Source organism: Streptomyces sp. NPDC030893, from assembly GCF_055571535.1.
The window spans coordinates 90,479-110,185 of the sequence record NZ_JBVIFC010000001.1 but is presented as its reverse complement, the minus strand read 5'-3'; the positions used below and the strand labels follow the sequence as shown (position 1 = coordinate 110,185).

Below are 19,707 nucleotides of genomic sequence, written 5' to 3'. Positions count from 1 at the left end.
TGGGGCCTGGCCGGGCGGGCCGGGGCCTGGCCGGGGGGTTCTACGTGCCCAGTTCGCCTCGGCGTTGTTGCTTGCGTTCCAGTTTTTCTCTGCGGCGCTCCTCGCGGAGGCGCTGCTTCTCCGCTCGGGGGAGTTTGCGTTGGACGCCCACGCCGCCCCAGAAGGCCAGGCCCGTGACGACGACCCTGGGGGCGCCGGGCTCGCCGGGGACGCCCTCCTCGCGGTGGTCGAAGCCGCCCATGATGCCGACACCGCGCACCACGACCTCGACGCCGGGCGGGACGATGACGTCCACCCCGCCCATGATCGCGACCGCGTTGATCACGATCTCGCGGTCCGCGAAGTACGCCTCCCGCAGATCGATCTCCCCGCCGCCCCAGAAGGCGAAGCAGTTGAACCGGCGCGGGGCCGTCCAGTGGCCCTTGCGCTGGAAGCCCGACATCACGGCCACGGCCCACGACGACGATCCCTCGTCGCCCTCGCCGACGATCCGCTCGCCCCAGCCGCCGCCCGGCTCCACGTCCTTCGTCAGGGACACGGCGGGCACCGACGACGTGCCGCGGTCCGGCAGATCACGGGTGATCGGCGCCAGTTCCCCGTAGGTGCGCGCCGCGTACGTCGCGTCCAGCCGCTCCCCGAACTCCTCCATGTCGAGGCGTCCCTCCGCGAGGGCGTCCCGCAGGACGTCGGCGACCCGTTCACGGTCGGCGTCGGAGGCGCGAAGGTCCGGTGCGGCTGCGTCGTCGGTCATACACAGCAGCCTACGAGTTGTCTCCACCACACGGCTACGAGGGCTGCGTGGGCACGGCCCGGTCCGTGCGGTCGGCGTACATCTTCGCGATGACCGCCTCGATGTCGGGCTCCCGTACCGAGAGGTCGACCAGCGGGTACCGTTCCGCGATCCGCGCCACCAGCCCCGCCGCCGACTCCGACGCCGGGAACGCCAGCCACTGCCGCGGACCCTCCACCCGCACCACGCGCGCGGGCGCGGGCGCCTCCAGGGGCGGGAGTTCCCGCTCCAGGTCCACCACCAGGGTCCGCTCGCTCTCCCCCACCTCGTGCAGCCCGGCGAGGGCACCGTCGTACACCAGCCGTCCGTGGTCGATGACCATCACGCGTGAGCACAACTGCTCGATGTCCTGGAGGTCGTGCGTCGTCAGCAGCACCGTCGTGGACCGCTCGGCGTTCAACTGCCGCAGGAAGTCACGCACCTTGGCCTTAGAGATGACGTCCAGGCCGATCGTCGGCTCGTCGAGGTACAGCACCTCCGGGTCGTGCAGCAGGGCCGCGGCGATGTCACCGCGCATCCGCTGGCCCAGGGAGAGCTGCCGTACCGGCACGTCCAGCAGGTCGGCCAGATCGAGGAGTTCGACCAGCCGGGCCAGGTTCTCCCGGTAACGGGCCGCCGGGATGCGGTACATACGGTGGATCAGCCGGTACGAGTCGATGAGGGGGAGGTCCCACCACAGCGTCGTACGCTGCCCGAAGACCACGCCCATGCGGTGCGCGAGCCGCGTACGCTCCCGGGACGGGTCGATGCCGGCCACCCGCAGCCGGCCGCCGCTGGGCGTGAGGATGCCCGTCAGCATCTTGATCGTCGTCGACTTGCCGGCGCCGTTCGGACCGATGTAGCCGACCATCTCCCCGCGCGCCACCTCGAAGGAGAGCGAGTCCACGGCCCGTACGCTGCGCCGCTCCCGCTTCATGAAACCGGTCTTCCTGCGCACCTCGAAGACCTTCTCCACACCGTCCAGTTCGATGAACGCCTCCGCCATGACCGCCCTAACTCCCCGTGCTCCGATACGACTTCAGCCCCGCCCGCCATGCCGCACCGGCCAGTACCGCGCACGCCACCGCCACCAGCGGCCCCGCGAACGCCGCCCCGGCCGGCAGCCCCAGCGGATACGGGCGCCCCAACAGGTAGGCCGCGGGCACCCAGTTGACGAAGGCGAGCGGCAGCACGAACGTCACCCCCCGCACCAGGTCCCGGCCGAACACCGTCGGCGGATACTGCAACAGCGTCGTACCCCCGTACGTGAACGCGTTCTGCACCTCGGCCGCGTCCTGCGTCACGAACTGGAAGGCGCCCCCCGCAACGAACAGCGAACCGAAGATCACCGCACCGCAGGCCACCGTCACCGGCACCAGCAGCACCTTCGCCACGCTCCAGTCGACGTCGACCACCGCCAGCGCCCAGCCCAGCACCGCCACCCCCTGCACACCCCGGCCCAGCCGGCGCAGCGCGAAACGGTCCGCGGCGACCTGGGCGAGCACCGGCGCCGGCCGTACCAGCAGCGTGTCGAACGTGCCGTCCCGCACCCGGCCGCCCAGCGACGCCACCGAGCCGAACGCCAGCTGGGCGACACCGAACGCCGTCACCGACAGGCCGTACAGCAGCGCCACCTCCGGCAGCGTCCAGCCGCCGAGCTCGTCGACCTGCGCGAACATCAGCAGGATCGTCACGAAGTCCAGCCCCGTCAGCAGCAGGTTGCCGCACACCACCAGGGCGAAGGAGGCACGGTAGGTCAGCGTGGACCGGATCCACATCCCGGCGATCAGCCGGTACGCCCGCAGGCCCTCCGTCAGCCGGGAGCGGCCCGTCGTCGCGGACACCTCCGGCGGCCGCACCTCAGCCACCCTGCACCACCACCCGCCGGGTCGCCGCCGACTGCACCAGCCGGCCCAGCGCCAGCAACGCCACCGCCCACACCGCCTGGAACGCGAACGCCCCCAGCACGGCCGTCTCCCCCATCAGCACATCCGCCGGCATCTGGAGCTGCGCCGCCCACGGCAGCGCCCGCACCACCTCGCCCAGGGCGCCCGGAAACGCGTTCAGCGGCAGGGTCATGCCCGAGCAGAAGATCCCCGTCACCATCAGGGCCTGCGCGACGCCCTGCCCGTCCAGCAGCCAGAACGCGCTCAGCGCGAACAGGAAGCGGATCGCGAAGCTGACCACCATCGCCAGCAGGAGCGACACCCCGAACGCCAGCCACACGCCCGCCTCCCCGGGCAGCGCCGTCGGGAAGACCAACGCACCGAAGACGAACGGCAGCACCCCCCGCCCCAGGAGCTGGAACACCGCCCGGCCCACGTCGTTCGCCAGCCACCACAGCTGAAGGTCGACCGGCCGGTACAGATCCACCGCGATGTCACCCGTACGGATGCGTTCCATCAGCTCGACCTCGAAGCCGCCTCCCTGGACCGCCAGCATCGCGAACAGCGCCTGCCCCAGCCACACATACGTGACCGCCTGCGCCTGGTCGTACCCGCCCAGACCCGGCCGGGCCTCCCACAGCGCGAGATACGTGTAGACCAGGATCAGCCCGAAGACGGTGTTGGTGAACACCCCGGCCGCGGTGGCCGCCCGGTACGTCGCGTACCGCCGGAAGGCTCCCGCCACGACGGCCGGGTACAAGCGCCACGACCCCACGCCCGCACCCCTCCCCCCGTACCCGGACCGAAGCGCAAAAACCTACTGCCCGCACCGGGCCCCCCGCCACGGGTTTTCCCGCCCCCGCGGACGGCGCGCGGAGGCACTCCGGCAGAGCCATGCGTGTGAGAAGCCGCAAGTGTGCGCGACGCGCGCCGCAGCCGCGGTACGCGCCACCGGATGCGACAGTCTTGAATAAGGGGAACGCATCAGGCGTACCGGAACGAACGAGGCGAAACAGGAGTCCGTGCACGACATGAGCGACGAGCCGCAGCCGCAGCAGCCCGGGAAGGGCTGGGCAAAGAGAACGCCCCAGGCGGCCGACGCCCCCGAGGGCAAGAAGGGGAACAGACCTCGGCGCACCGGATGGCGCCGGTTCGTCCCCACCTGGCGCACGGTGCTCGGCGCGACCCTCGTCGCCGCCGTCCTCGTCGTCGGCGGCTTCTTCCTCGGCTACCACCTCGTGCAGATCCCCGCCGCCAACGCCCTCGCCACCCAGCAGGCCAACGTCTACCTCTACGCCGACGGCACCGTCATCGCCCGCGACGGCGAGGTCAACCGGGAGAACGTCACCCTCGGCCAGATCTCCGAGGACGCCCAGCACGCCATCCTCGCCGCCGAGGACCGCGACTTCTACACCGAGTCCGCCGTCGACCCCCAGGCGATGATCCGCGCCGCCTGGAACACCGCCACCGGCAAGGGCAAGCAGTCCGGCTCCACGATCACCCAGCAGTACGTGAAGAACTACTACCTGCGCCAGGAGCAGACCGTCACCCGCAAGGTGAAGGAGTTCTTCATCGCCATCAAGCTCGACCGCGAACAGAGCAAGAGCGAGATCCTCGAGGGCTACCTCAACACCAGCTTCTTCGGCCGCGGCGCCTACGGCATCCAGGCCGCCGCCCACGCCTACTACGACATGGACGCCTCCGAACTCGACGCCGGACGCGCCGCCTACCTCGCCTCCCTGCTCAACGCCCCCAGCCAGTACGACGTCATCACCCACCCGGAGAACCGGCAGGCCGTCGAGAACCGCTGGAACTACGTCCTGGACGGCATGGTCGACGAAGGCTGGCTCAGCGAGGGCGAACGCGCCGGCATGAAGTTCCCGACCCCCAAGGAGACGACGCACTCCACCGGCATGTCCGGCCAGCGCGGCTACATCGTCAACATCGTGAAGAAGTACCTCGTCGACAACGACATCGTCGACGAGGCCACCCTCGACACCGGCGGCTACCGCATCACCACCACCCTGCACAAGGACAAGCAGGACGCCTTCGTCGACGCCGTCAACGACAAACTGATGGACCGCCTCGACCAGGAGAACCGCGAGGTCGACACCTACGTCCGCGCCGGCGGCGCCTCCGTCGACCCCGGGACCGGCAAGGTCGTCGCCATGTACAACGGCATCGACTACGTCAAGCAGTACACCCCGAACGCCACGCGCCGCGACTTCCAGACCGGCTCCGCCTTCAAACCGTTCGTCTTCACCGCCGCCGTCGAGAACGGGTCCCGCACCCAGGACGGCCGCCGCATCACCCCCAACACGATCTACGACGGCACCAGCGAACGCCCCGTCCAGGGCTGGCCCGGCGACCGCTACGCCCCCGAGAACGAGGACCACCGCGACTACGGCGACATCACCGTGCGCGAGGCCACCGACAAGTCCGTCAACGCCGTCTACGCGCAGATGGCCGTCGACGTCGGCCCCGACAAGGTCCGCGAGACCGCCATCGACCTCGGCCTGTCCGAGGACACCCCCAGCCTCGACGACGCCGGGCCCTCCATCGCCCTCGGTGTCGCCACCGCCAGCGTCCTCGACATGGCCGAGGCCTACGCCACCCTCGCCAACCACGGCGAACACGGGACGTACACCCTCGTCGAGAAGGTCACCCACGGCAGCAAGACCCTCGACCTGCCCGAACGCCGCACCCGCCAGGCCGTCAGCCGCCAGGCCGCCGACACCACCACCGCCGTGCTGCGCGGCGTCGTCGAGAACGGCACCGCCACCGCCGCCCAGACCGCCGGCCGCCCCGCCGCCGGCAAGACCGGCACCGCCGAGGAGGACACCGCCGCCTGGTTCGCCGGCTACACCCCCGACCTCGCCACCGTCGTCGCCGTCATGGGCCAGGACCCCGTCACCGCCGGACACAAGTCCCTCTACGGCGCCATGGGCCTGCCCCGCGTCAACGGCGGCGGCGCCCCCGCCGAGATCTGGGGCCAGTACACCCGCGAAGCCCTCGACGGCGAACCCGTCCAGGCGTTCGACCTGCGGCTCCAGCCCGGCGCCTGGGAGACCCAGCCGCCCGCCGACTCCGACTCCAGCAGCAGCCCCTCCTCCTCCGGCCGCCCCACCGACCGCGACCGCGGCACACCGGACGACGACGACACCGGCAGCCGCACCCCGGACGACACCGGCGAACCCACACGGGACGGCACGGGCGACGGGCAGGACGAGAGCGGCACCAGCGAGGAGACCACCGGCGGGGAAGGCGGCACGACCGACGGCGGCACGGAGACCGGCGGCGGCGACGGTGGCAACGGGGACAGCAACGGTGACGGGGACGGGGACGGCCGGCAGAGCGGGCCCGCCGGCCTCACCGGCGCCATCACCCAGCCCGTCCGCCGGGACGAGTGAGCCCGACGGCTCCCCTCGTACCCGACGGCCCCCCGTCAGTGCCCCGCGGTCGCCTTCAGCCCCACCACGGCGACCACCAGCAAGGTGATGAAGAAGATCCGGGCGGCGGTCACCGGCTCACCCAGCACCACCATCCCCAGCACCGCCGCCCCGGCGGCACCGATCCCCACCCACACGCCGTACGCCGTACCGATCGGCAGCGTACGGGCCGCGTACGACAGCAACACCATGCTGCCCACGATCCCGGCACCGGTGAGCACACTCGGCACCAGCCGCGTGAACCCATCCGTGTACTTCAGGCCGATCGCCCAGCCGACCTCCAGCAGACCGGCGATCACCAGCAGAACCCACGCCACGACGGACACCTCCGGAACACGAACCGAAACGGGGGTGCGTCGTCTTTGCCTTCACCCCGGTACGGCGCGTCTCGTCGGGGCCCAATGGGTCCTTCCACCGTAACCGAGAAAAGGGGTGGAGGGGCTGGTGACCATGGTCACCAGCCCCTCCACCCCGCACAACTACAGGTACAGGCCGGTCGAGTCCTCGGAACCCTCGAAACGGTCCGCGGCCACCGCGTGCAGATCGCGCTCCCGCATCAGCACGTACGCCGTCCCGCGCACCTCGACCTCCGCCCGGTCCTCCGGGTCGAACAGCACCCGGTCGCCCGGCTCCACCGTCCGCACGTTCTGCCCCACCGCGACCACCTCGGCCCAGGCCAGCCGACGGCCCACCGCCGCCGTCGCGGGAATCAGGATGCCGCCCCCCGAACGCCGCTCACCCTCACTGGTGTCCTGCCGCACGAGGACGCGATCGTGCAGCATCCGGATGGGCAGCTTGTCGTCCTGGGAACCGTGCTCGTGTCTCTTGGCGCTCACGTCCTGAAACCTACCTGCATTCGACACGGCCGGAGATGGGAGGGGTCACCGCCGGCGCCGCCGCGAACCCACGGCCAGCAGCCCCACGACGCCCACCACCAGCACCGCCACCGGCACGACCCGATCCAGCCGCGGCGCACCCTGCGCGTCCACGAACTGGCCCTTCACGTCGCTCACCACACTGTTGACGCGCACATACGCGCGCCCCAGCGTGTGATCCACGTTGGACACGACCCTGGCCTTCGCGTCCCCCATGATCGTCTTCGGGTGCACCCGCACACCGATCTCGTCCAGCGTCTCGGCCAGCACCGCACGACGGCGCTCGATGTCCGCCTCGATCTGCGCCGGGGTTCTGGTGTCCGCCGTGTCCGCCACCGTGTCGCCTCCGAAATCCACTGATACCTGTGCCGGACAGTCTGTCAGCTCCACGCCGCCACGCACTGTCAGGACCCCCGGTTACCCTCGATCCCGGCACCCGATCCACGCAGTGCGTACGTACGAGGAGAACGAGATTCGATGAGCGAACGCCTCAAGCCCGGGGACGAGGCCCCCGCCTTCACCCTGCCCGACGCCGACGGCAACGAGGTGTCCCTGGCCGACCACAAGGGCCGCAAGGTCATCGTCTACTTCTACCCGGCCGCCCTCACCCCCGGCTGCACCAAGCAGGCCTGCGACTTCACCGACAACCTCGAGCTGCTGGCGGGCGCCGGCTACGACGTCATCGGCATCTCCCCCGACAAGCCGGAGAAGCTCGCCAAGTTCCGCGAGAAGGAGTCCCTGCGCATCACCCTCCTCGCCGACCAGGACAAGCAGGTCCTCGACGCCTACGCCGCCTTCGGTGAGAAGAAGAACTACGGCAAGACCTACATGGGCGTCATCCGCTCCACGATCGTCGTCGACGAACACGGCAAGGTCGAACACGCCTTCTACAACGTCCGCGCCACGGGCCACGTAGCCAAGATCATCCGCGATCTGGGCATCTGACGCCGCTGCCCGGCCGCTAGCATGGCCGGGCAGCATCAGGCGGCCGTGGTGGAACTGGCAGTCACGCTGGGTTTAGGTCCCAGTGGGGTAACTCCCGTGAGGGTTCGAGTCCCTCCGGCCGCACCAGAGTTCAGCCGAGCAGTTCCCGGACCACCGGGACGAGTGCTCGGAAGGCTTTTCCGCGGTGGCTGATGGCGTTTTTCTCCTCCGGGGTGAGTTCCGCGCAGGTGCGGGTTTCGCCGGCCGGCTGGAGGATCGGGTCGTAGCCGAAGCCGCCGGTGCCGGCGGGGGTGTGGCGGAGGGTGCCCGGGAGGTGGCCCTCGACGACGCGTTCCGTGCCGTCGGGGAGGGCCAGGGCTGCCGCGCAGGCGAAGTGGGCGCCCCTGTGGGGGTCCGCGATGTCGGAGAGCTGGGCGAGGAGGAGGTCCAGGTTGGCCTTGTCGTCGCCGTGGGTGCCGGACCAGCGGGCGGAGAAGATGCCGGGGGCGCCGTTCAGGACGTCCACGCAGAGGCCGGAGTCGTCGGCGACGGCGGGCAGGCCGGTGGCCTGGGCGAGGGCGTGGGCCTTCAGCAGGGCGTTCTCGGCGAAGGTGACGCCGGTTTCCTTGACGTCGGGGATGTCGGGGTAGGCGTCGGCGCCGACGAGCTCGTGGGGCAGTGCGGCGTCGGCGAGGATCGCGCGGAGTTCGGTGATCTTCCCGGCGTTGCGGGTGGCGAGGATCAGGCGGGTCATGGGCCCAGTATGTCCGGGCCCATGGGTGGCTCGTCCGCTACGGGGTGCACACCTTGGTGAGTTCGCCGGCCGCGTCGGTGATGGGGCTGATGTCCGGGGTGGCGTCGCCGTTCTCGACGGAGGTGCGGACGTTTGCGACGGCCTTCTCGAGGTCGTCGACGGCCTTGGTGACGTCGGCGTTGTCGGTCTTGTCGCCGATCTCGGTGAGGTTCTTGTCGATGGAGTCGAGGGACTCCTCGAGCCGGGTGACGTCGTTGCCGGCGGTTTCGACGGCCTGCTGCATGTCGGTGACGCTGTCGGCGATGGCGTCGGCGGTCTGGACGCAGTCCAGTGCCTTGTCGACGGCGGCGCAGCCGGTGGTGAGTCCGGCGGTCAGCGCGACGGCCGCCAGGGTGGCGGCGACGGCTGTGGTGCGGCGTCGGCGGCTCGCGGCCATGGATCGGTCCCTCCCTCGTCGGGCCGGTGCGGCCCGGTTGCGTCGGCGGGGCGCCGGGGGGTTGGACCGGGCGCCCGTACTGCTTCAGACGCGGGGGTGGCCGGCGCGGTTGCTCCGCGTCGGCCACGTTCCTTGGTCTGCCTTTTACCTTTCGAGGACGGTACCAAGGGCGGCGCGCTGCGCGGTAGCGAGTTCGGTGCAGCCGGTGACGGCGAGGTCGAGGAGGGCGTTCAGTTCGTCGCGGGCGAAGGGTTCGGCCTCGGCGGTGCCCTGGACCTCGACGAAGCGGCCGTCGCCGGTGCAGACGACGTTCATGTCGGTGTCGGCCTTGACGTCCTCCTCGTAGCGGAGGTCGAGGAGGGGGACGCCGGTGACGATGCCGACCGAGACGGCGCTGACGGTGCCGGTGAGGGGCTTGCGGCCGGCCTTGATGAGCTTCTTGCCCTGGGCCCAGGTGACGGCGTCGGCGAGGGCGACGTAGGCGCCGGTGATGGCGGCGGTGCGGGTGCCGCCGTCGGCCTGGAGGACGTCGCAGTCGAGGACGACGGTGTTCTCGCCGAGGGCCTTGTAGTCGATGACGGCGCGCAGGGAGCGGCCGATGAGGCGGCTGATCTCGTGGGTGCGGCCGCCGATGCGGCCGCGGACGGACTCGCGGTCGCCGCGGGTGTTGGTGGCGCGGGGCAGCATCGAGTACTCGGCGGTGACCCAGCCCTCGCCGCTGCCCTTGCGCCAGCGGGGGACGCCTTCGGTGAAGGAGGCGTTGCAGAGGACCTTGGTGTCGCCGAAGGAGATGAGGACGGAGCCTTCGGCGTGCTTGCTCCACCCGCGTTCGATGGTGACCGGGCGGAGCTGTTCGGGGGTGCGGCCGTCGATTCGAGACATGGCGGTGAGCCTAGCCGTAGACGGCGGAGGGGCCCCTTCCGCGGTGGGCAGGGGCCCTGAAGGTGTGGCTTTCGCCGTGGTTCACCTGCGCCGGTTCACATCATGTCCTCGATCTCGGCGGCGATGGGGTCGGCGTCGGTGCCGATGACGACCTGGATGGCGGTGCCCATCTTGACGACGCCGTGCGCGCCGGCGGCCTTGAGGGCGGCCTCGTCGACCTTGGCGGGGTCCACGACCTCGGTGCGGAGGCGGGTGATGCAGCCCTCGATCTCGTCGATGTTGCCGATGCCGCCGAGTCCGGCGACGATCTTCTCAGCCTTGGTGGCCATGTTCGTTCTCCCTGATGCGAACCGCTTTGTCGCAGTAACCCACAGTTGGCCCAGCTTTGCGAGCGGTTGTGCCGTGCGGCCCGGATGATGGCGTCACGACAGCGGAACCACCTCGCCTCACTGGTCTACACCACCGGGTGGACTGCCGCCAAACCCGTCGTGCCCGTCGTGAGCGCGTTTCAGCGGAGGGGGCCGGATGAGTGCCGACAGTCCCGCCAGTGCCGAGCCTACGGTGAGTCCGGCGCGTGAGCGCTGGAACCGGTTGTTCCAGGGTCTGCAGAAGATGGGGCGGAGTCTGCAGCTGCCGATCGCGGTGCTGCCGGCGGCGGGCATCCTCAACCGGCTGGGGCAGCCGGACGTGTTCGGCGACGAGGGTCTGGGCTGGACGAACGTCTCCAAGGTGATGATGGGCGCGGGCGGGGCGCTGCTGGACGGTTCGCTGGGGCTGCCGCTGCTGTTCTGTGTGGGTGTGGCCATCGGGATGGCGAAGAAGGCGGACGGTTCGACGGCGCTGGCGGCGGTGGCGGGGTTCCTCGTCTATTTCAATGTGATGCGCCAGTTCCCGGAGGACTGTCCGGAGGGGTCGGAGGCGGTGCCGCAGGTCGGCTGCCAGGTGACCGACGGGTCGGGGACGGTGACGGCGTTCACGTTCCAGAATCCGGGTGTCTTCGGCGGCATCGTGATCGGGCTGATGGCGGCGTACTTCTGGCAGCGGTTCCACCGGACGAGGCTGGTGGACTGGCTGGGGTTCTTCAACGGGCGGCGGCTGGTGCCGATCATCATGGCGTTCGCGGCGATCGTGTTCGCGGCGCTGTGTCTGTGGGTGTGGCCGCCGATCGGTGACGCGCTGGAGAGTTTCAGCGACTGGATGAGCGGTCTGGGCGCGTGGGGCGCGGGTGTGTTCGGTCTCGCGAACCGGGCGCTGCTGGTGGTGGGACTGCACCAGTTCCTGAACGTGCCCATCTGGTTCCAGTTCGGTTCGTACACCAGGCCGGACGGGACGGTGGCGCACGGTGACATCAACATGTTCCTGGCGGGCGATCCGGAGGCGGGGCAGTTCCTGTCCGGGTTCTTCCCGATCATGATGTTCGCGCTGCCGGCGGCGGCGCTGGCGATCACGCACTGCGCGCGGCCGAGCCGGCGCAAGGAGGTCGGCGGGCTGATGCTGTCGGTGGCGCTGACCTCGTTCGTCACGGGGATCACGGAGCCGATCGAGTACTCGTTCCTGTTCATCGCGCCGCTGCTGTACGCGGTGCACGCGGTGCTGACGGGTGTGTCGATGGCGGTGACGTGGGGGCTGGGGGTGCACGACGGGTTCAGCTTCTCGGCGGGCTTGATCGACTACGTCATCAACTGGAATCTGGCGACGCGGCCGTGGGCGATCATTCCGATCGGGTTGTGCTTCGCGGTGCTGTACTACGTGATCTTCCGCTTCGCGATCATGAAGTTCGATCTGAGGACTCCGGGACGGGAGCCGGAGGAGGAGGTGGAGGACGCCACGAAGGCCTGATCTCTTAGGCTGGTGGTGGCTGTGCGAGCCCTCGGACCCTGGGGTCCGGGGGCTTTTCGGTGTGCCCGGGGAGGGTTCCGTTTCGCGGCTGCGGGCAGGCACGGTGCGTAGCTTCGCGGTCGCGGATTCGACGGGTTCCTTTATGTGGCCTTCATCGTGTAGAACAGGTCTACACCACTAGTGGTGTAGACCACCACCGATGGAGGAAGTATGAGCACCGCCACCGACTCGGCGGCCCCCGCAAAGAAGCGGGGATCCGGCCTCTTCCAGGGCCTGCAGAAGGTCGGCCGCAGCCTTCAGCTCCCGATCGCCGTCCTGCCGGCGGCGGGCATCCTGCTCCGGCTCGGCCAGCCGGACGTGTTCGGCGCGGACGGCTTCGGCTGGGACAAGGTCGCCGCCGTGTTCGCCACCGCCGGTGGCGCGATCTTCGACAACCTGCCGATGCTGTTCTGCATCGGTGTCGCCATCGGCTTCGCCAAGAAGGCCGACGGTTCCACCGCGCTCGCCGCACTGGTCGGCTTCCTGGTCTACAGCAACGTCCTGAAGGCCTTCCCGGTCACCGAGGCGAAGGTGCAGGCCGGCGAGGACATAGCCGCGACCTACAACAACCCCGGTGTCCTCGGCGGCATCATCATGGGTCTGCTCGCGGCCGTGCTGTGGCAGCGCTACCACCGCAAGAAGCTGGTGGACTGGCTGGGCTTCTTCAACGGCCGCCGGCTCGTCCCGATCATCATGGCCTTCGTCGGCACCCTCATGGGCGTCTTCTTCGGTCTGGTCTGGGAGCCGATCGGTGAGGTCATCTCCGACGCCGGTGAGTGGATCACCGGTCTCGGTGCCGCCGGTGCCGGTCTGTTCGGTCTGATCAACCGTGCGCTGATCCCCATCGGCATGCACCAGTTCGTGAACACGGTCTCCTGGTTCCAGATCGGTGACTTCACCAACGCCGCGGGCGAGATCGTCCACGGTGACCTGAACCGGTTCTTCGCCGGTGACCCGGACGCCGGTCTGTTCATGTCGGGCTTCTTCCCGATCATGATGTTCGGTCTGCCGGCCGCCGCGATCGCCATCGCGCACGCCGCCCGCCCCGAGCGCCGCAAGGCCGTGATGGGCATGATGGTCTCGCTCGCGCTGACGTCCTTCGTGACCGGTGTGACCGAGCCGATCGAGTTCGCGTTCATGTTCATCGCCCCGCTGCTGTACGTGATCCACGCGGTGCTCACCGCCCTGTCCATGGCGATCACCTGGGCGCTCGGGGTGCACGCGGGCTTCACCTTCTCGGCGGGTGCCATCGACTACGGGCTCAACTGGAACCTGGCGACCAAGCCATGGCTGATCATCCCGATCGGTCTGGTGTTCGCGGCGGTCTACTACGTGGTCTTCCGCTTCGCCATCGCCAAGTTCAACCTGCCGACTCCGGGCCGTGAGCCGGAGGAGGAGGTCGAGGACACCACGAAGGCGTGAGCCGTCCTCGTACGACATGACGCCGGGGCCCCCGGAAGCCGTGCAGGCTTCCGGGGGCCCCGGTCGTTCGCGTCCTCAGATCTCGTACGTCGTCCCCGGCGCCGCCAGCCCCACCGGACCGTCGTACACCGCGCGGGCGTCGGTGAGGTTGATCTGCGGGTCGGTCCACGGGGGGATGTGGGTGAGGATCAGCCGGCGGGCACCCGCGCGGGCCGCCGTCTCACCCGCCTCGCGGCCGTTGAGGTGCAGATCGGGGATGTTCTCCTTGCCGTGCGTGAACGCTGCCTCGCACAGGAAGAGGTCGGCGTCGCGGGCGAGGTCGTCGAGCGCGGGGGTGACTCCCGTGTCGCCGGAGTACGTCAGTGTCCTGCCGCCGTGTTCGATGCGGATGCCGTACGCCTCGACCGGGTGCGCGACGCGCTCGGTGTGGACGAGGAACGGGCCGATCTCGAAGGTGGACGGCTTGACCGTGTGGAAGTCGAAGACCTCGCTCATGGAGGAGGCCGAGGGGGTGTCGGCGTAGGCGGTGGTCAGCCGGTGCTCGGTGCCCTCGGGTCCGTAGACCGGGAGGGGGTCGCAGCGACCGCCGTCGTGCCGGTAGTAGCGGGCGACGAAGTACCCGCACATGTCGATGCAGTGGTCGGCGTGCAGATGGCTGAGGAAGATCGCGTCGAGGTCGTAGAGACCGCAGTGGCGCTGCAGCTCGCCCAGGGCACCGTTGCCCATGTCGAGAAGCAGCCGGAAGCCGTCGGCCTCGACGAGGTAGCTCGAGCAGGCCGATTCCGCGGACGGGAAGGACCCCGAGCAGCCGACGACGGTGAGCTTCATGAAGCAGAAACCTCCGCTGGCGGGTGTGGAGAGACGGGGGTCGTGCGGTTTGTCGAGCGTAAGGCGCAAAACCTGTGGTCGCTCCTCCACCAGGGGCTGTTGTGGGCGAACTCACCTGTGCTGTCACCGGTTCGGCTGGAAGCGGTGCATGCCGGTGACGGGAAGGCGCGGGGTGGGCCGGCGCGCCGGTACGGTCTGGGCATGGACACGGCCTGGTGGCTCGCGCTTGTCGCGGTGGTGCTGCTCGCGTTCGTCAGCGCGGTTGTCGATGGGTGGGGGCGGGGGCATCGGCGGCGGCGTCCCGCCGGGCGGCGGGGGGAGGAGGGTGGCGCCTCCGGGAACGCCGGCGGTTCGCGGGATGAGGGCGGGGGCGGGGGTGGGTGAGGGGTTTCTTTCGCCCCCGCCGCCCCTTCCCGTCCCGTCCCCGGGGCTCCGCCCCGGACCCCGCTCCTCAAACGCCGGAGGGGCTGGGGAAACTCGAGCGCCGGAGGGGCTGGGGAAACTCGAGCGCCGGGGAGGCGGGGGTGGGTTATGCCCAGAGTTGGCCCTGGAGGGCTTCGATGGCCTCTTCGGTTGTCGGGGCCGTGTAGACGCCGGTCGACAGGTATTTCCAGCCGCCGTCGGCTACGACGAAGACCACGTCGGCGCTCTCGCCGGCCTTGAGGGCCTTCTTGGCGACGCCGATCGCCGCGTGCAGTGCGGCGCCGGTGGAGACGCCGGCGAAGATGCCCTCCCGCTGGAGCAGTTCCCGCGTGCGGGTGACGGCGTCGGCGGAGCCGACCGAGAAGCGGGTGGTGAGGACGGAGGCGTCGTAGAGCTCGGGGACGAAGCCCTCGTCGAGGTTGCGCAGGCCGTAGACCAGGTCGTCGTAGCGCGGCTCGGCGGCGACGATCCTGACGTCGGGCTTGTTCTCGCGCAGGTAGCGGCCGACGCCCATGAGCGTGCCGGTGGTGCCGAGGCCGGCCACGAAGTGGGTGATGGAGGGCAGGTCGGCGAGGATCTCGGGACCGGTCGTCGCGTAGTGGGCGCCGGCGTTGTCCGGGTTGCCGTACTGGTAGAGCATCACCCAGTCGGGGTGCTCGGCGGAGAGTTCCTTGGCGACGCGGACGGCGGTGTTGGAGCCGCCGGCCGCCGGGGAGGAGATGATCTCCGCGCCCCACATGCCGAGCAGGTCACGGCGTTCCTGCGAGGTGTTCTCGGGCATGACGCAGACCATGCGGTAGCCCTTGAGCTTGGCGGCCATGGCGAGCGAGATGCCGGTGTTGCCGCTGGTCGGCTCGAGGATGGTGCAGCCGGGGGTGAGGCGGCCGTCCTTCTCCGCCTGCTCGATCATGAACAGGGCGGGGCGGTCCTTGACGGAGCCGGTGGGGTTGCGGTCCTCCAGCTTCGCCCAGATGCGGACGTCGGCGGACGGCGACAGCCGCGGCAGGCGCACCAGAGGGGTGTTGCCCACCGCGGCCAGCGGGGAGTCGTAACGCATCGGCTATCAGGCCATGCCGCCGGCGACCGCCGGCAGGATCGTGACGTTGTCGCCGTCGGACAGCTTGGTGTTGATGCCGTCGAGGAAGCGGACGTCCTCGTCGTTGAGGTAGACGTTCACGAAGCGGCGCAGCTGCTCGCCGTCGACGATGCGGGCGTGGATGCCCGTGTGCCGGGTCTCGAGGTCGGTGAAGAGCTCGGCCAGGGTGTTCCCGGAGCCTTCCACCGCCTTCTGACCGTCGGTGTACTGGCGGAGAATGGTCGGGATGCGGACCTCGATGGCCATGGCTGAGGGCTCCTGTCACAAGTGTCTGTCGTTGAAGTTCGGTCAGGGCGCGCGGCGGCGCACGCGGCAGCCCGCCGCGGCTCTCGGCCGTTCGGCGGCAGCGGGGATCAACAGATGGCGCTGTTCAGCCGGCACAGGTCGACGTGCAGCCGCGCCACGAGCAGGGCGCCCGGCGCTGTTTCGCTCACGTCGATGAGAACCATGGGGTCATCGTATCGATTCCCGGACGGGCTTCCGGAGTGTGATCTCACTCTTCGGACACCTGCCTTCCGCGATACGGATCGTGCGGCTGGAGTCGGTCGGGTCAGTACGCCTCGACGACCTTGACCTCCTCCTCCGTGATCTCACCGTCCACGATGCGGAACGAGCGGAACTGGAACTCGCCGGCGCCGTCGAGGTCGGCGGTGGAGACCAGGACGTAGTGGGCGCCGGGCTCGCCCGCGTAGGCGACGTCGGTGCGGGAGGGGTAGGCCTCGGTCGCGGTGTGCGAGTGGTAGACGATCACCGGTTCCTCGTCCCGGTCGTCCATCTCCCGGTACAGCTTCAGCAGGTCCTGGGAGTCGAACTCGTAGAACGTGGGCGAGCGGGCCGCGTTCAGCATGGGGATGAAGCGCTCGGGGCGGCCGGAGCCCACCGGGCCCGCCACCACGCCGCACGCCTCGTCGGGGTGGTCCTTGCGGGCATGGGCCACGATCTGGTCGTGCAGCGCCTGGGTGATGGTCAGCATGGGGCCCAGGATAAGCAGACGGGCCGTTCCGTACCGAGGGGTGGTACGGAACGGCCCGGATGCCGGACACCTTGAGCGGATGACCGCAGGGGGCGCCACGAGTGCTCCCTGCGACCGGCGTCCTGGAGGGAACGGAAGAGACCCGCCCGGAGGGGCTCAGAGCGACTTGGTCGCCCCGGTGCCGGCCGCCTCGGACTCGGGCTCGGCCGCTTCGCCGCCGTCGCGGCGGCGGACGAACTCCAGGAAGGAGTTGAGCTCCCGCTTGACCACGGGGGCCAGCAGGTAGAGACCGACGATGTTGACGACGGCGAGCAGGAAGAGCGCGGAGTCGGCGAGGCTGATCAGCGAGTCGAGGGAGAGCAGGGCGCCCGCCACGACGAACACGCTCCAGACGCTCTTGAAGATCGTCTCGCTGGTCCTGCTGCGGCCGAACAGGTACGTCCAGGCCTTGAGGCCGTAGTAGCCCCAGGTGAGGATCGTGGAGAAGGCGAACAGCAGGACCGCGACGGTCAGCAGGTGCGGGAACCAGGGCAGGACGGTGGCGAAGGCGTCGGAGGTGATGGTGACGCCGCCGATGCTCTCGCCCTCGCGGGCCTCGCCCCAGCTGGCGGGGTTGGCGATGACGATGGTCAGCGCGGTCATGGTGCAGACGATGACCGTGTCGATGAACGGTTCGAGCAGGGCGACCAGGCCCTCGCTGGCGGGGTGCTTGGTCTTGACCGCGGAGTGGGCGATGGGCGCGGAGCCGATGCCGGCCTCGTTGGAGAAGGCGGCGCGCTGGAAGCCGACGATCAGGGCACCGATGACGCCGCCCGCGACGCCCTCGGCCTGGAAGGCCCCGGTGAAGATGCTGCCGATCGCGTCGGGCACGGAGGTGATGTTGACCAGGATGACGATCAGGCAGGCCGCGACGTACATGAGGCCCATGGCGGGGACCAGGCGGCTGGTGACGGAGGCGATGGAGCGGATGCCGCCGAGGAGCACCAGGCCGACCAGGACGGCGACCAGCAGGCCGAAGAGCACCGCGCCGGAGGAGGAGGCCATGAAGCCGTCCTCGCCGCCGAAGGTGGAGGCGATCTGCGCGTAGCTCTGGTTGGTCTGGAAGAGGTTGCCGCCGAAGAGGCCGAAGAAGAGGATCAGGATCGCGGCGAGGACGGCGAGCACCTTGCCGAACTTGGCGCCGCCGCGGCCGAAGCGTTCGGCGAGGCCCTTGGGCAGGTAGTGCATGGGGCCGCCGGAGACGGTGCCGTCCGCGTGCTCGTCGCGGTACTTCACACCGAGGGTGACCTCGACGAACTTGCTCGCCATGCCGAGCAGACCGCAGACGATCATCCAGAAGGTGGCGCCGGGGCCGCCGATGGAGACGGCGACGGCGACGCCGGCGATGTTGCCGAGGCCGACGGTGCCGGAGACGGCGGCGGTCAGTGCCTGGAAGTGGCTGACCTCGCCGGGTGCGTCCGGCTCGTCGTACTTGCCGCGTACGACGGCGAGGGCGAGTTTGATCCTGCGTGCCTGGACGAGGCCGAACCAGCAGGTGAAGGTCAGGCCGGCGATCGCGAGCCAGGCGACGATGAGCGGGAGATCGGTACCGGCGACCGGGACCGTGTAGAAGACGATGTCGCCGACCGCGGTCGCGACGGGGTCGAAGAAATCACTTACGGCGTCGTCGATGTTCTGGGTGATGGAGTCGAGTGACATCGAACTTCCTCAGGTGGCGCGGGGACGTGCTGGCGTGCGCAGCGGAGCGGGTGGCGATGTGGGCGGGGCCCACGTCCCGTTCGGCGACGGCGTCGGTCGGCGGGCCCGTGAGCCGGGACCGTCGGCCTGTGTCGTGGTCGTGCTGGTCGTACACGCCGGCGGTGGCCGGCTTTCTTGCTCACAGTCAGGGGTGGGACGCAAGCGAGGTGCCGATTTTTACCACGCTGTTCACCTGAAACCGAGTGAGGCAGATCACAGAAAACCGCCCTTAGGGGGTAAACCCGCAAGGGCGGTGACGCGATCGTTATCCGGACTTGAGGTTCCTCTGAGCGAACGGATCAGGGGATTTTTATGGATGTATGGGGCATCTTTACGGCATGAGGGTCGAGACGAGCGTCTCCTGGAGGCCGCCCAGCCACAGGTACGCCATCACCATCGGCTTGCGCGGGTCCTCGTCGGGGAGGTGGAAGAGGAGGTCGCTGTCGTCCTCGTCGCTGATCTCCAGCCGGGAGCCGATCGCCAGGCGCAGGTCGTTCAGCGCGCCGAGCCACTGGCGGGACTCGTCCGGCGACAGCTTGAGCACCGCGCCGTCCTCGCCGGCCGGGGTGAGCGCGTCGAGGGAGCGGATCACCGCGAGGGCGTTGTCGCGCTTGCCGGCCCGCAGGTCGTTCTCCGTGTAGCGGCGGAACTCGGCGGAGTACGCCCGCTGCTCCTCGGCCTCCCTGGCCTGCGGGGTGCCCTCGGGGTCGCCGTAGGCGTCGGGGAAGAGCCGGCGCAGCACGGGGTCGGAGGGCGGTTCGCTCGGGCCCTCGGCGAACAGCTCGGCGAGCGGGTCGCCGGAGGCCTCCCCCGCGGGTCCGGGGCCGATGAGCTCCATCATCTGCACGGCCAGGGACCGGATGATGGAGATCTCGACGTCGTCGAGGGCGACGGCCGCGCCGCCGCCGGGGAGCGGTTCGAAGGTTCCTGGCATGGCGGCGATCGCTACTTCCGGTCCTGCGGGCGGGGTCGGGTCATGTCCGGCTCGGTCACGTGCGGGTCACTTCCGGTCGTGCTGGAGGGTGGCCCACAGTCCGTAGCCGTGCATGGCCTGCACGTCGCGTTCCATCTCCTCGCGCGTACCGCTGGAGACGGCCGCCCGGCCCTTGTGGTGCACGTCCATCATGAGCTTGGTGGCCTTGTCCTTGGAGTAGCCGAAGTACGACTGGAAGACGTACGTCACGTAGCTCATGAGGTTGACCGGGTCGTTGTGGACGATGGTGACCCACGGGACGTCGGGCTCGGGTACGGCGAAGACCTCCTCCGCCGACTCGGTGCGTTCGATCTCCAGGGGTGCGGGTGACGTCACACTGCCCATGCTGCCACCGCAGGGGGGTGGTCGCACAAACCGGCCCGCTGTTCCGGCCCCCGAACC

23 protein-coding genes, 1 tRNA gene and 1 riboswitch are annotated in these 19,707 nt (G+C 69.8%); of the genes, 5 read left to right on the top strand and 19 right to left on the bottom strand.

Translation table 11 applies throughout. From position 1 onward, the window contains the following. Nucleotides 1-40 precede the first annotated feature (40 nt). The 4 genes from ACZ434_RS00485 to ACZ434_RS00470 form a co-directional block, all read right to left on the bottom strand. Nucleotides 41-751: a DUF1707 SHOCT-like domain-containing protein gene (locus tag ACZ434_RS00485; RefSeq protein ID WP_468450239.1), complete on the bottom strand. Its 711-nt coding sequence runs from the start codon at nucleotides 749-751 to the stop codon at nucleotides 41-43. A gap of 34 nt (nucleotides 752-785) precedes the next feature. Beyond that, the gene (locus tag ACZ434_RS00480) at nucleotides 786-1,775 is read right to left on the bottom strand and encodes an ABC transporter ATP-binding protein (RefSeq protein WP_468450237.1); all 990 of its coding nucleotides are present in this window, start codon (nucleotides 1,773-1,775) and stop codon (nucleotides 786-788) included. Nucleotides 1,776-1,782: 7 nt separating this feature from the next. Beyond that, nucleotides 1,783-2,547 (bottom strand): ABC transporter permease, encoded by a 765-nt coding sequence (locus ACZ434_RS00475; protein WP_468451749.1) that lies wholly within the window; start codon nucleotides 2,545-2,547, stop codon nucleotides 1,783-1,785. Nucleotides 2,548-2,629: 82 nt separating this feature from the next. Continuing rightward, the gene (locus ACZ434_RS00470) at nucleotides 2,630-3,415 is read right to left on the bottom strand and encodes an ABC transporter permease (protein ID WP_468451748.1); all 786 of its coding nucleotides are present in this window, start codon (nucleotides 3,413-3,415) and stop codon (nucleotides 2,630-2,632) included. A gap of 271 nt (nucleotides 3,416-3,686) precedes the next feature. Here ACZ434_RS00470 and ACZ434_RS00465 point away from each other — a divergent pair, with 271 nt between their 5' ends. Next, the gene (locus ACZ434_RS00465; protein ID WP_468450235.1) at nucleotides 3,687-6,065 is read left to right on the top strand and encodes a transglycosylase domain-containing protein; all 2,379 of its coding nucleotides are present in this window, start codon (nucleotides 3,687-3,689) and stop codon (nucleotides 6,063-6,065) included. A gap of 35 nt (nucleotides 6,066-6,100) precedes the next feature. Here ACZ434_RS00465 and sugE read toward each other — a convergent pair whose 3' ends face one another. From sugE to ACZ434_RS00450, 3 genes are all read right to left on the bottom strand, one after another. Continuing rightward, nucleotides 6,101-6,421, bottom strand: coding sequence for a quaternary ammonium compound efflux SMR transporter SugE (gene sugE, locus ACZ434_RS00460; protein ID WP_468450233.1), 321 nt, complete (start codon nucleotides 6,419-6,421; stop codon nucleotides 6,101-6,103). A gap of 33 nt (nucleotides 6,422-6,454) precedes the next feature. Beyond that, a riboswitch (guanidine-III (ykkC-III) riboswitch) is annotated at nucleotides 6,455-6,515 on the bottom strand. A gap of 68 nt (nucleotides 6,516-6,583) precedes the next feature. Next, nucleotides 6,584-6,940, bottom strand: a complete 357-nt coding sequence (locus ACZ434_RS00455; protein ID WP_359985925.1) for a GroES family chaperonin — start codon at nucleotides 6,938-6,940, stop codon at nucleotides 6,584-6,586. Between the two features lie 45 nt (nucleotides 6,941-6,985). Then, nucleotides 6,986-7,315, bottom strand: a complete 330-nt coding sequence (locus ACZ434_RS00450; protein WP_468451746.1) for a DUF3618 domain-containing protein — start codon at nucleotides 7,313-7,315, stop codon at nucleotides 6,986-6,988. Between the two features lie 141 nt (nucleotides 7,316-7,456). On the opposite strand from ACZ434_RS00450, the gene bcp reads away from it, so the two are divergent. Both bcp and ACZ434_RS00440 read left to right on the top strand, forming a co-directional pair. Beyond that, complete coding sequence (gene bcp / locus ACZ434_RS00445; RefSeq protein ID WP_468450230.1) at nucleotides 7,457-7,924, top strand: thioredoxin-dependent thiol peroxidase; 468 nt, start codon at nucleotides 7,457-7,459, stop codon at nucleotides 7,922-7,924. Between the two features lie 39 nt (nucleotides 7,925-7,963). Then, nucleotides 7,964-8,050, top strand: a tRNA-Leu gene (locus tag ACZ434_RS00440). A 4-nt stretch (nucleotides 8,051-8,054) separates the two neighbouring features. On the opposite strand, the gene rdgB is transcribed toward ACZ434_RS00440, so the two are convergent. The 4 genes from rdgB to ACZ434_RS00420 all read right to left on the bottom strand — a co-directional run bounded on the left by rdgB (nucleotide 8,055) and on the right by ACZ434_RS00420 (nucleotide 10,304). Further along, nucleotides 8,055-8,657 carry an RdgB/HAM1 family non-canonical purine NTP pyrophosphatase gene (gene rdgB / locus ACZ434_RS00435; RefSeq protein ID WP_468450228.1) on the bottom strand — a complete coding sequence of 201 codons (603 nt, stop codon included), beginning with the start codon at nucleotides 8,655-8,657 and terminating at the stop codon, nucleotides 8,055-8,057. Between the two features lie 37 nt (nucleotides 8,658-8,694). After that, complete coding sequence (locus ACZ434_RS00430) at nucleotides 8,695-9,093, bottom strand: hypothetical protein (RefSeq protein WP_468450226.1); 399 nt, start codon at nucleotides 9,091-9,093, stop codon at nucleotides 8,695-8,697. A gap of 144 nt (nucleotides 9,094-9,237) precedes the next feature. Further along, a complete protein-coding gene (gene rph / locus ACZ434_RS00425; RefSeq protein WP_468450224.1) occupies nucleotides 9,238-9,975 on the bottom strand; it encodes a ribonuclease PH in 738 nt (245 codons plus the stop codon). Nucleotides 9,976-10,070: 95 nt separating this feature from the next. After that, on the bottom strand, nucleotides 10,071-10,304 hold the full coding sequence (locus tag ACZ434_RS00420) for a PTS sugar transporter subunit IIB (protein WP_468450222.1): 234 nt from the start codon (nucleotides 10,302-10,304) through the stop codon (nucleotides 10,071-10,073). A gap of 196 nt (nucleotides 10,305-10,500) precedes the next feature. Between ACZ434_RS00420 and ACZ434_RS00415 the strand changes: the two genes are divergently transcribed. Continuing rightward, nucleotides 10,501-11,814: a PTS transporter subunit EIIC gene (locus ACZ434_RS00415; protein ID WP_468450220.1), complete on the top strand. Its 1,314-nt coding sequence runs from the start codon at nucleotides 10,501-10,503 to the stop codon at nucleotides 11,812-11,814. A gap of 210 nt (nucleotides 11,815-12,024) precedes the next feature. After that, entirely contained in the window at nucleotides 12,025-13,275 is a 1,251-nt protein-coding gene (locus tag ACZ434_RS00410; protein ID WP_468450218.1) for a PTS transporter subunit EIIC, read from the top strand. A gap of 75 nt (nucleotides 13,276-13,350) precedes the next feature. On the opposite strand, the gene ACZ434_RS00405 is transcribed toward ACZ434_RS00410, so the two are convergent. The 8 genes from ACZ434_RS00405 to clpS all read right to left on the bottom strand — a co-directional run bounded on the left by ACZ434_RS00405 (nucleotide 13,351) and on the right by clpS (nucleotide 19,650). Then, nucleotides 13,351-14,103: an MBL fold metallo-hydrolase gene (locus ACZ434_RS00405; protein ID WP_468450216.1), complete on the bottom strand. Its 753-nt coding sequence runs from the start codon at nucleotides 14,101-14,103 to the stop codon at nucleotides 13,351-13,353. Between the two features lie 529 nt (nucleotides 14,104-14,632). Next, complete coding sequence (locus ACZ434_RS00400) at nucleotides 14,633-15,583, bottom strand: PLP-dependent cysteine synthase family protein (RefSeq protein ID WP_468450214.1); 951 nt, start codon at nucleotides 15,581-15,583, stop codon at nucleotides 14,633-14,635. A 6-nt stretch (nucleotides 15,584-15,589) separates the two neighbouring features. Beyond that, nucleotides 15,590-15,868 carry a MoaD/ThiS family protein gene (locus ACZ434_RS00395; protein WP_468450212.1) on the bottom strand — a complete coding sequence of 93 codons (279 nt, stop codon included), beginning with the start codon at nucleotides 15,866-15,868 and terminating at the stop codon, nucleotides 15,590-15,592. Nucleotides 15,869-15,975: 107 nt separating this feature from the next. Further along, nucleotides 15,976-16,071, bottom strand: a complete 96-nt coding sequence (locus tag ACZ434_RS00390; protein ID WP_468450210.1) for a putative leader peptide — start codon at nucleotides 16,069-16,071, stop codon at nucleotides 15,976-15,978. Nucleotides 16,072-16,172: 101 nt separating this feature from the next. Then, the gene (locus ACZ434_RS00385) at nucleotides 16,173-16,595 is read right to left on the bottom strand and encodes a M67 family metallopeptidase (protein ID WP_468450208.1); all 423 of its coding nucleotides are present in this window, start codon (nucleotides 16,593-16,595) and stop codon (nucleotides 16,173-16,175) included. A gap of 156 nt (nucleotides 16,596-16,751) precedes the next feature. Beyond that, the gene (locus tag ACZ434_RS00380; protein ID WP_468450206.1) at nucleotides 16,752-18,293 is read right to left on the bottom strand and encodes an alanine/glycine:cation symporter family protein; all 1,542 of its coding nucleotides are present in this window, start codon (nucleotides 18,291-18,293) and stop codon (nucleotides 16,752-16,754) included. 370 nt (nucleotides 18,294-18,663) lie between these two features. Continuing rightward, nucleotides 18,664-19,266: a DUF2017 domain-containing protein gene (locus ACZ434_RS00375; protein WP_468450204.1), complete on the bottom strand. Its 603-nt coding sequence runs from the start codon at nucleotides 19,264-19,266 to the stop codon at nucleotides 18,664-18,666. 66 nt (nucleotides 19,267-19,332) lie between these two features. Beyond that, the gene (gene clpS / locus ACZ434_RS00370) at nucleotides 19,333-19,650 is read right to left on the bottom strand and encodes an ATP-dependent Clp protease adapter ClpS (RefSeq protein WP_468450202.1); all 318 of its coding nucleotides are present in this window, start codon (nucleotides 19,648-19,650) and stop codon (nucleotides 19,333-19,335) included. Nucleotides 19,651-19,707: the final 57 nt, after the last annotated feature.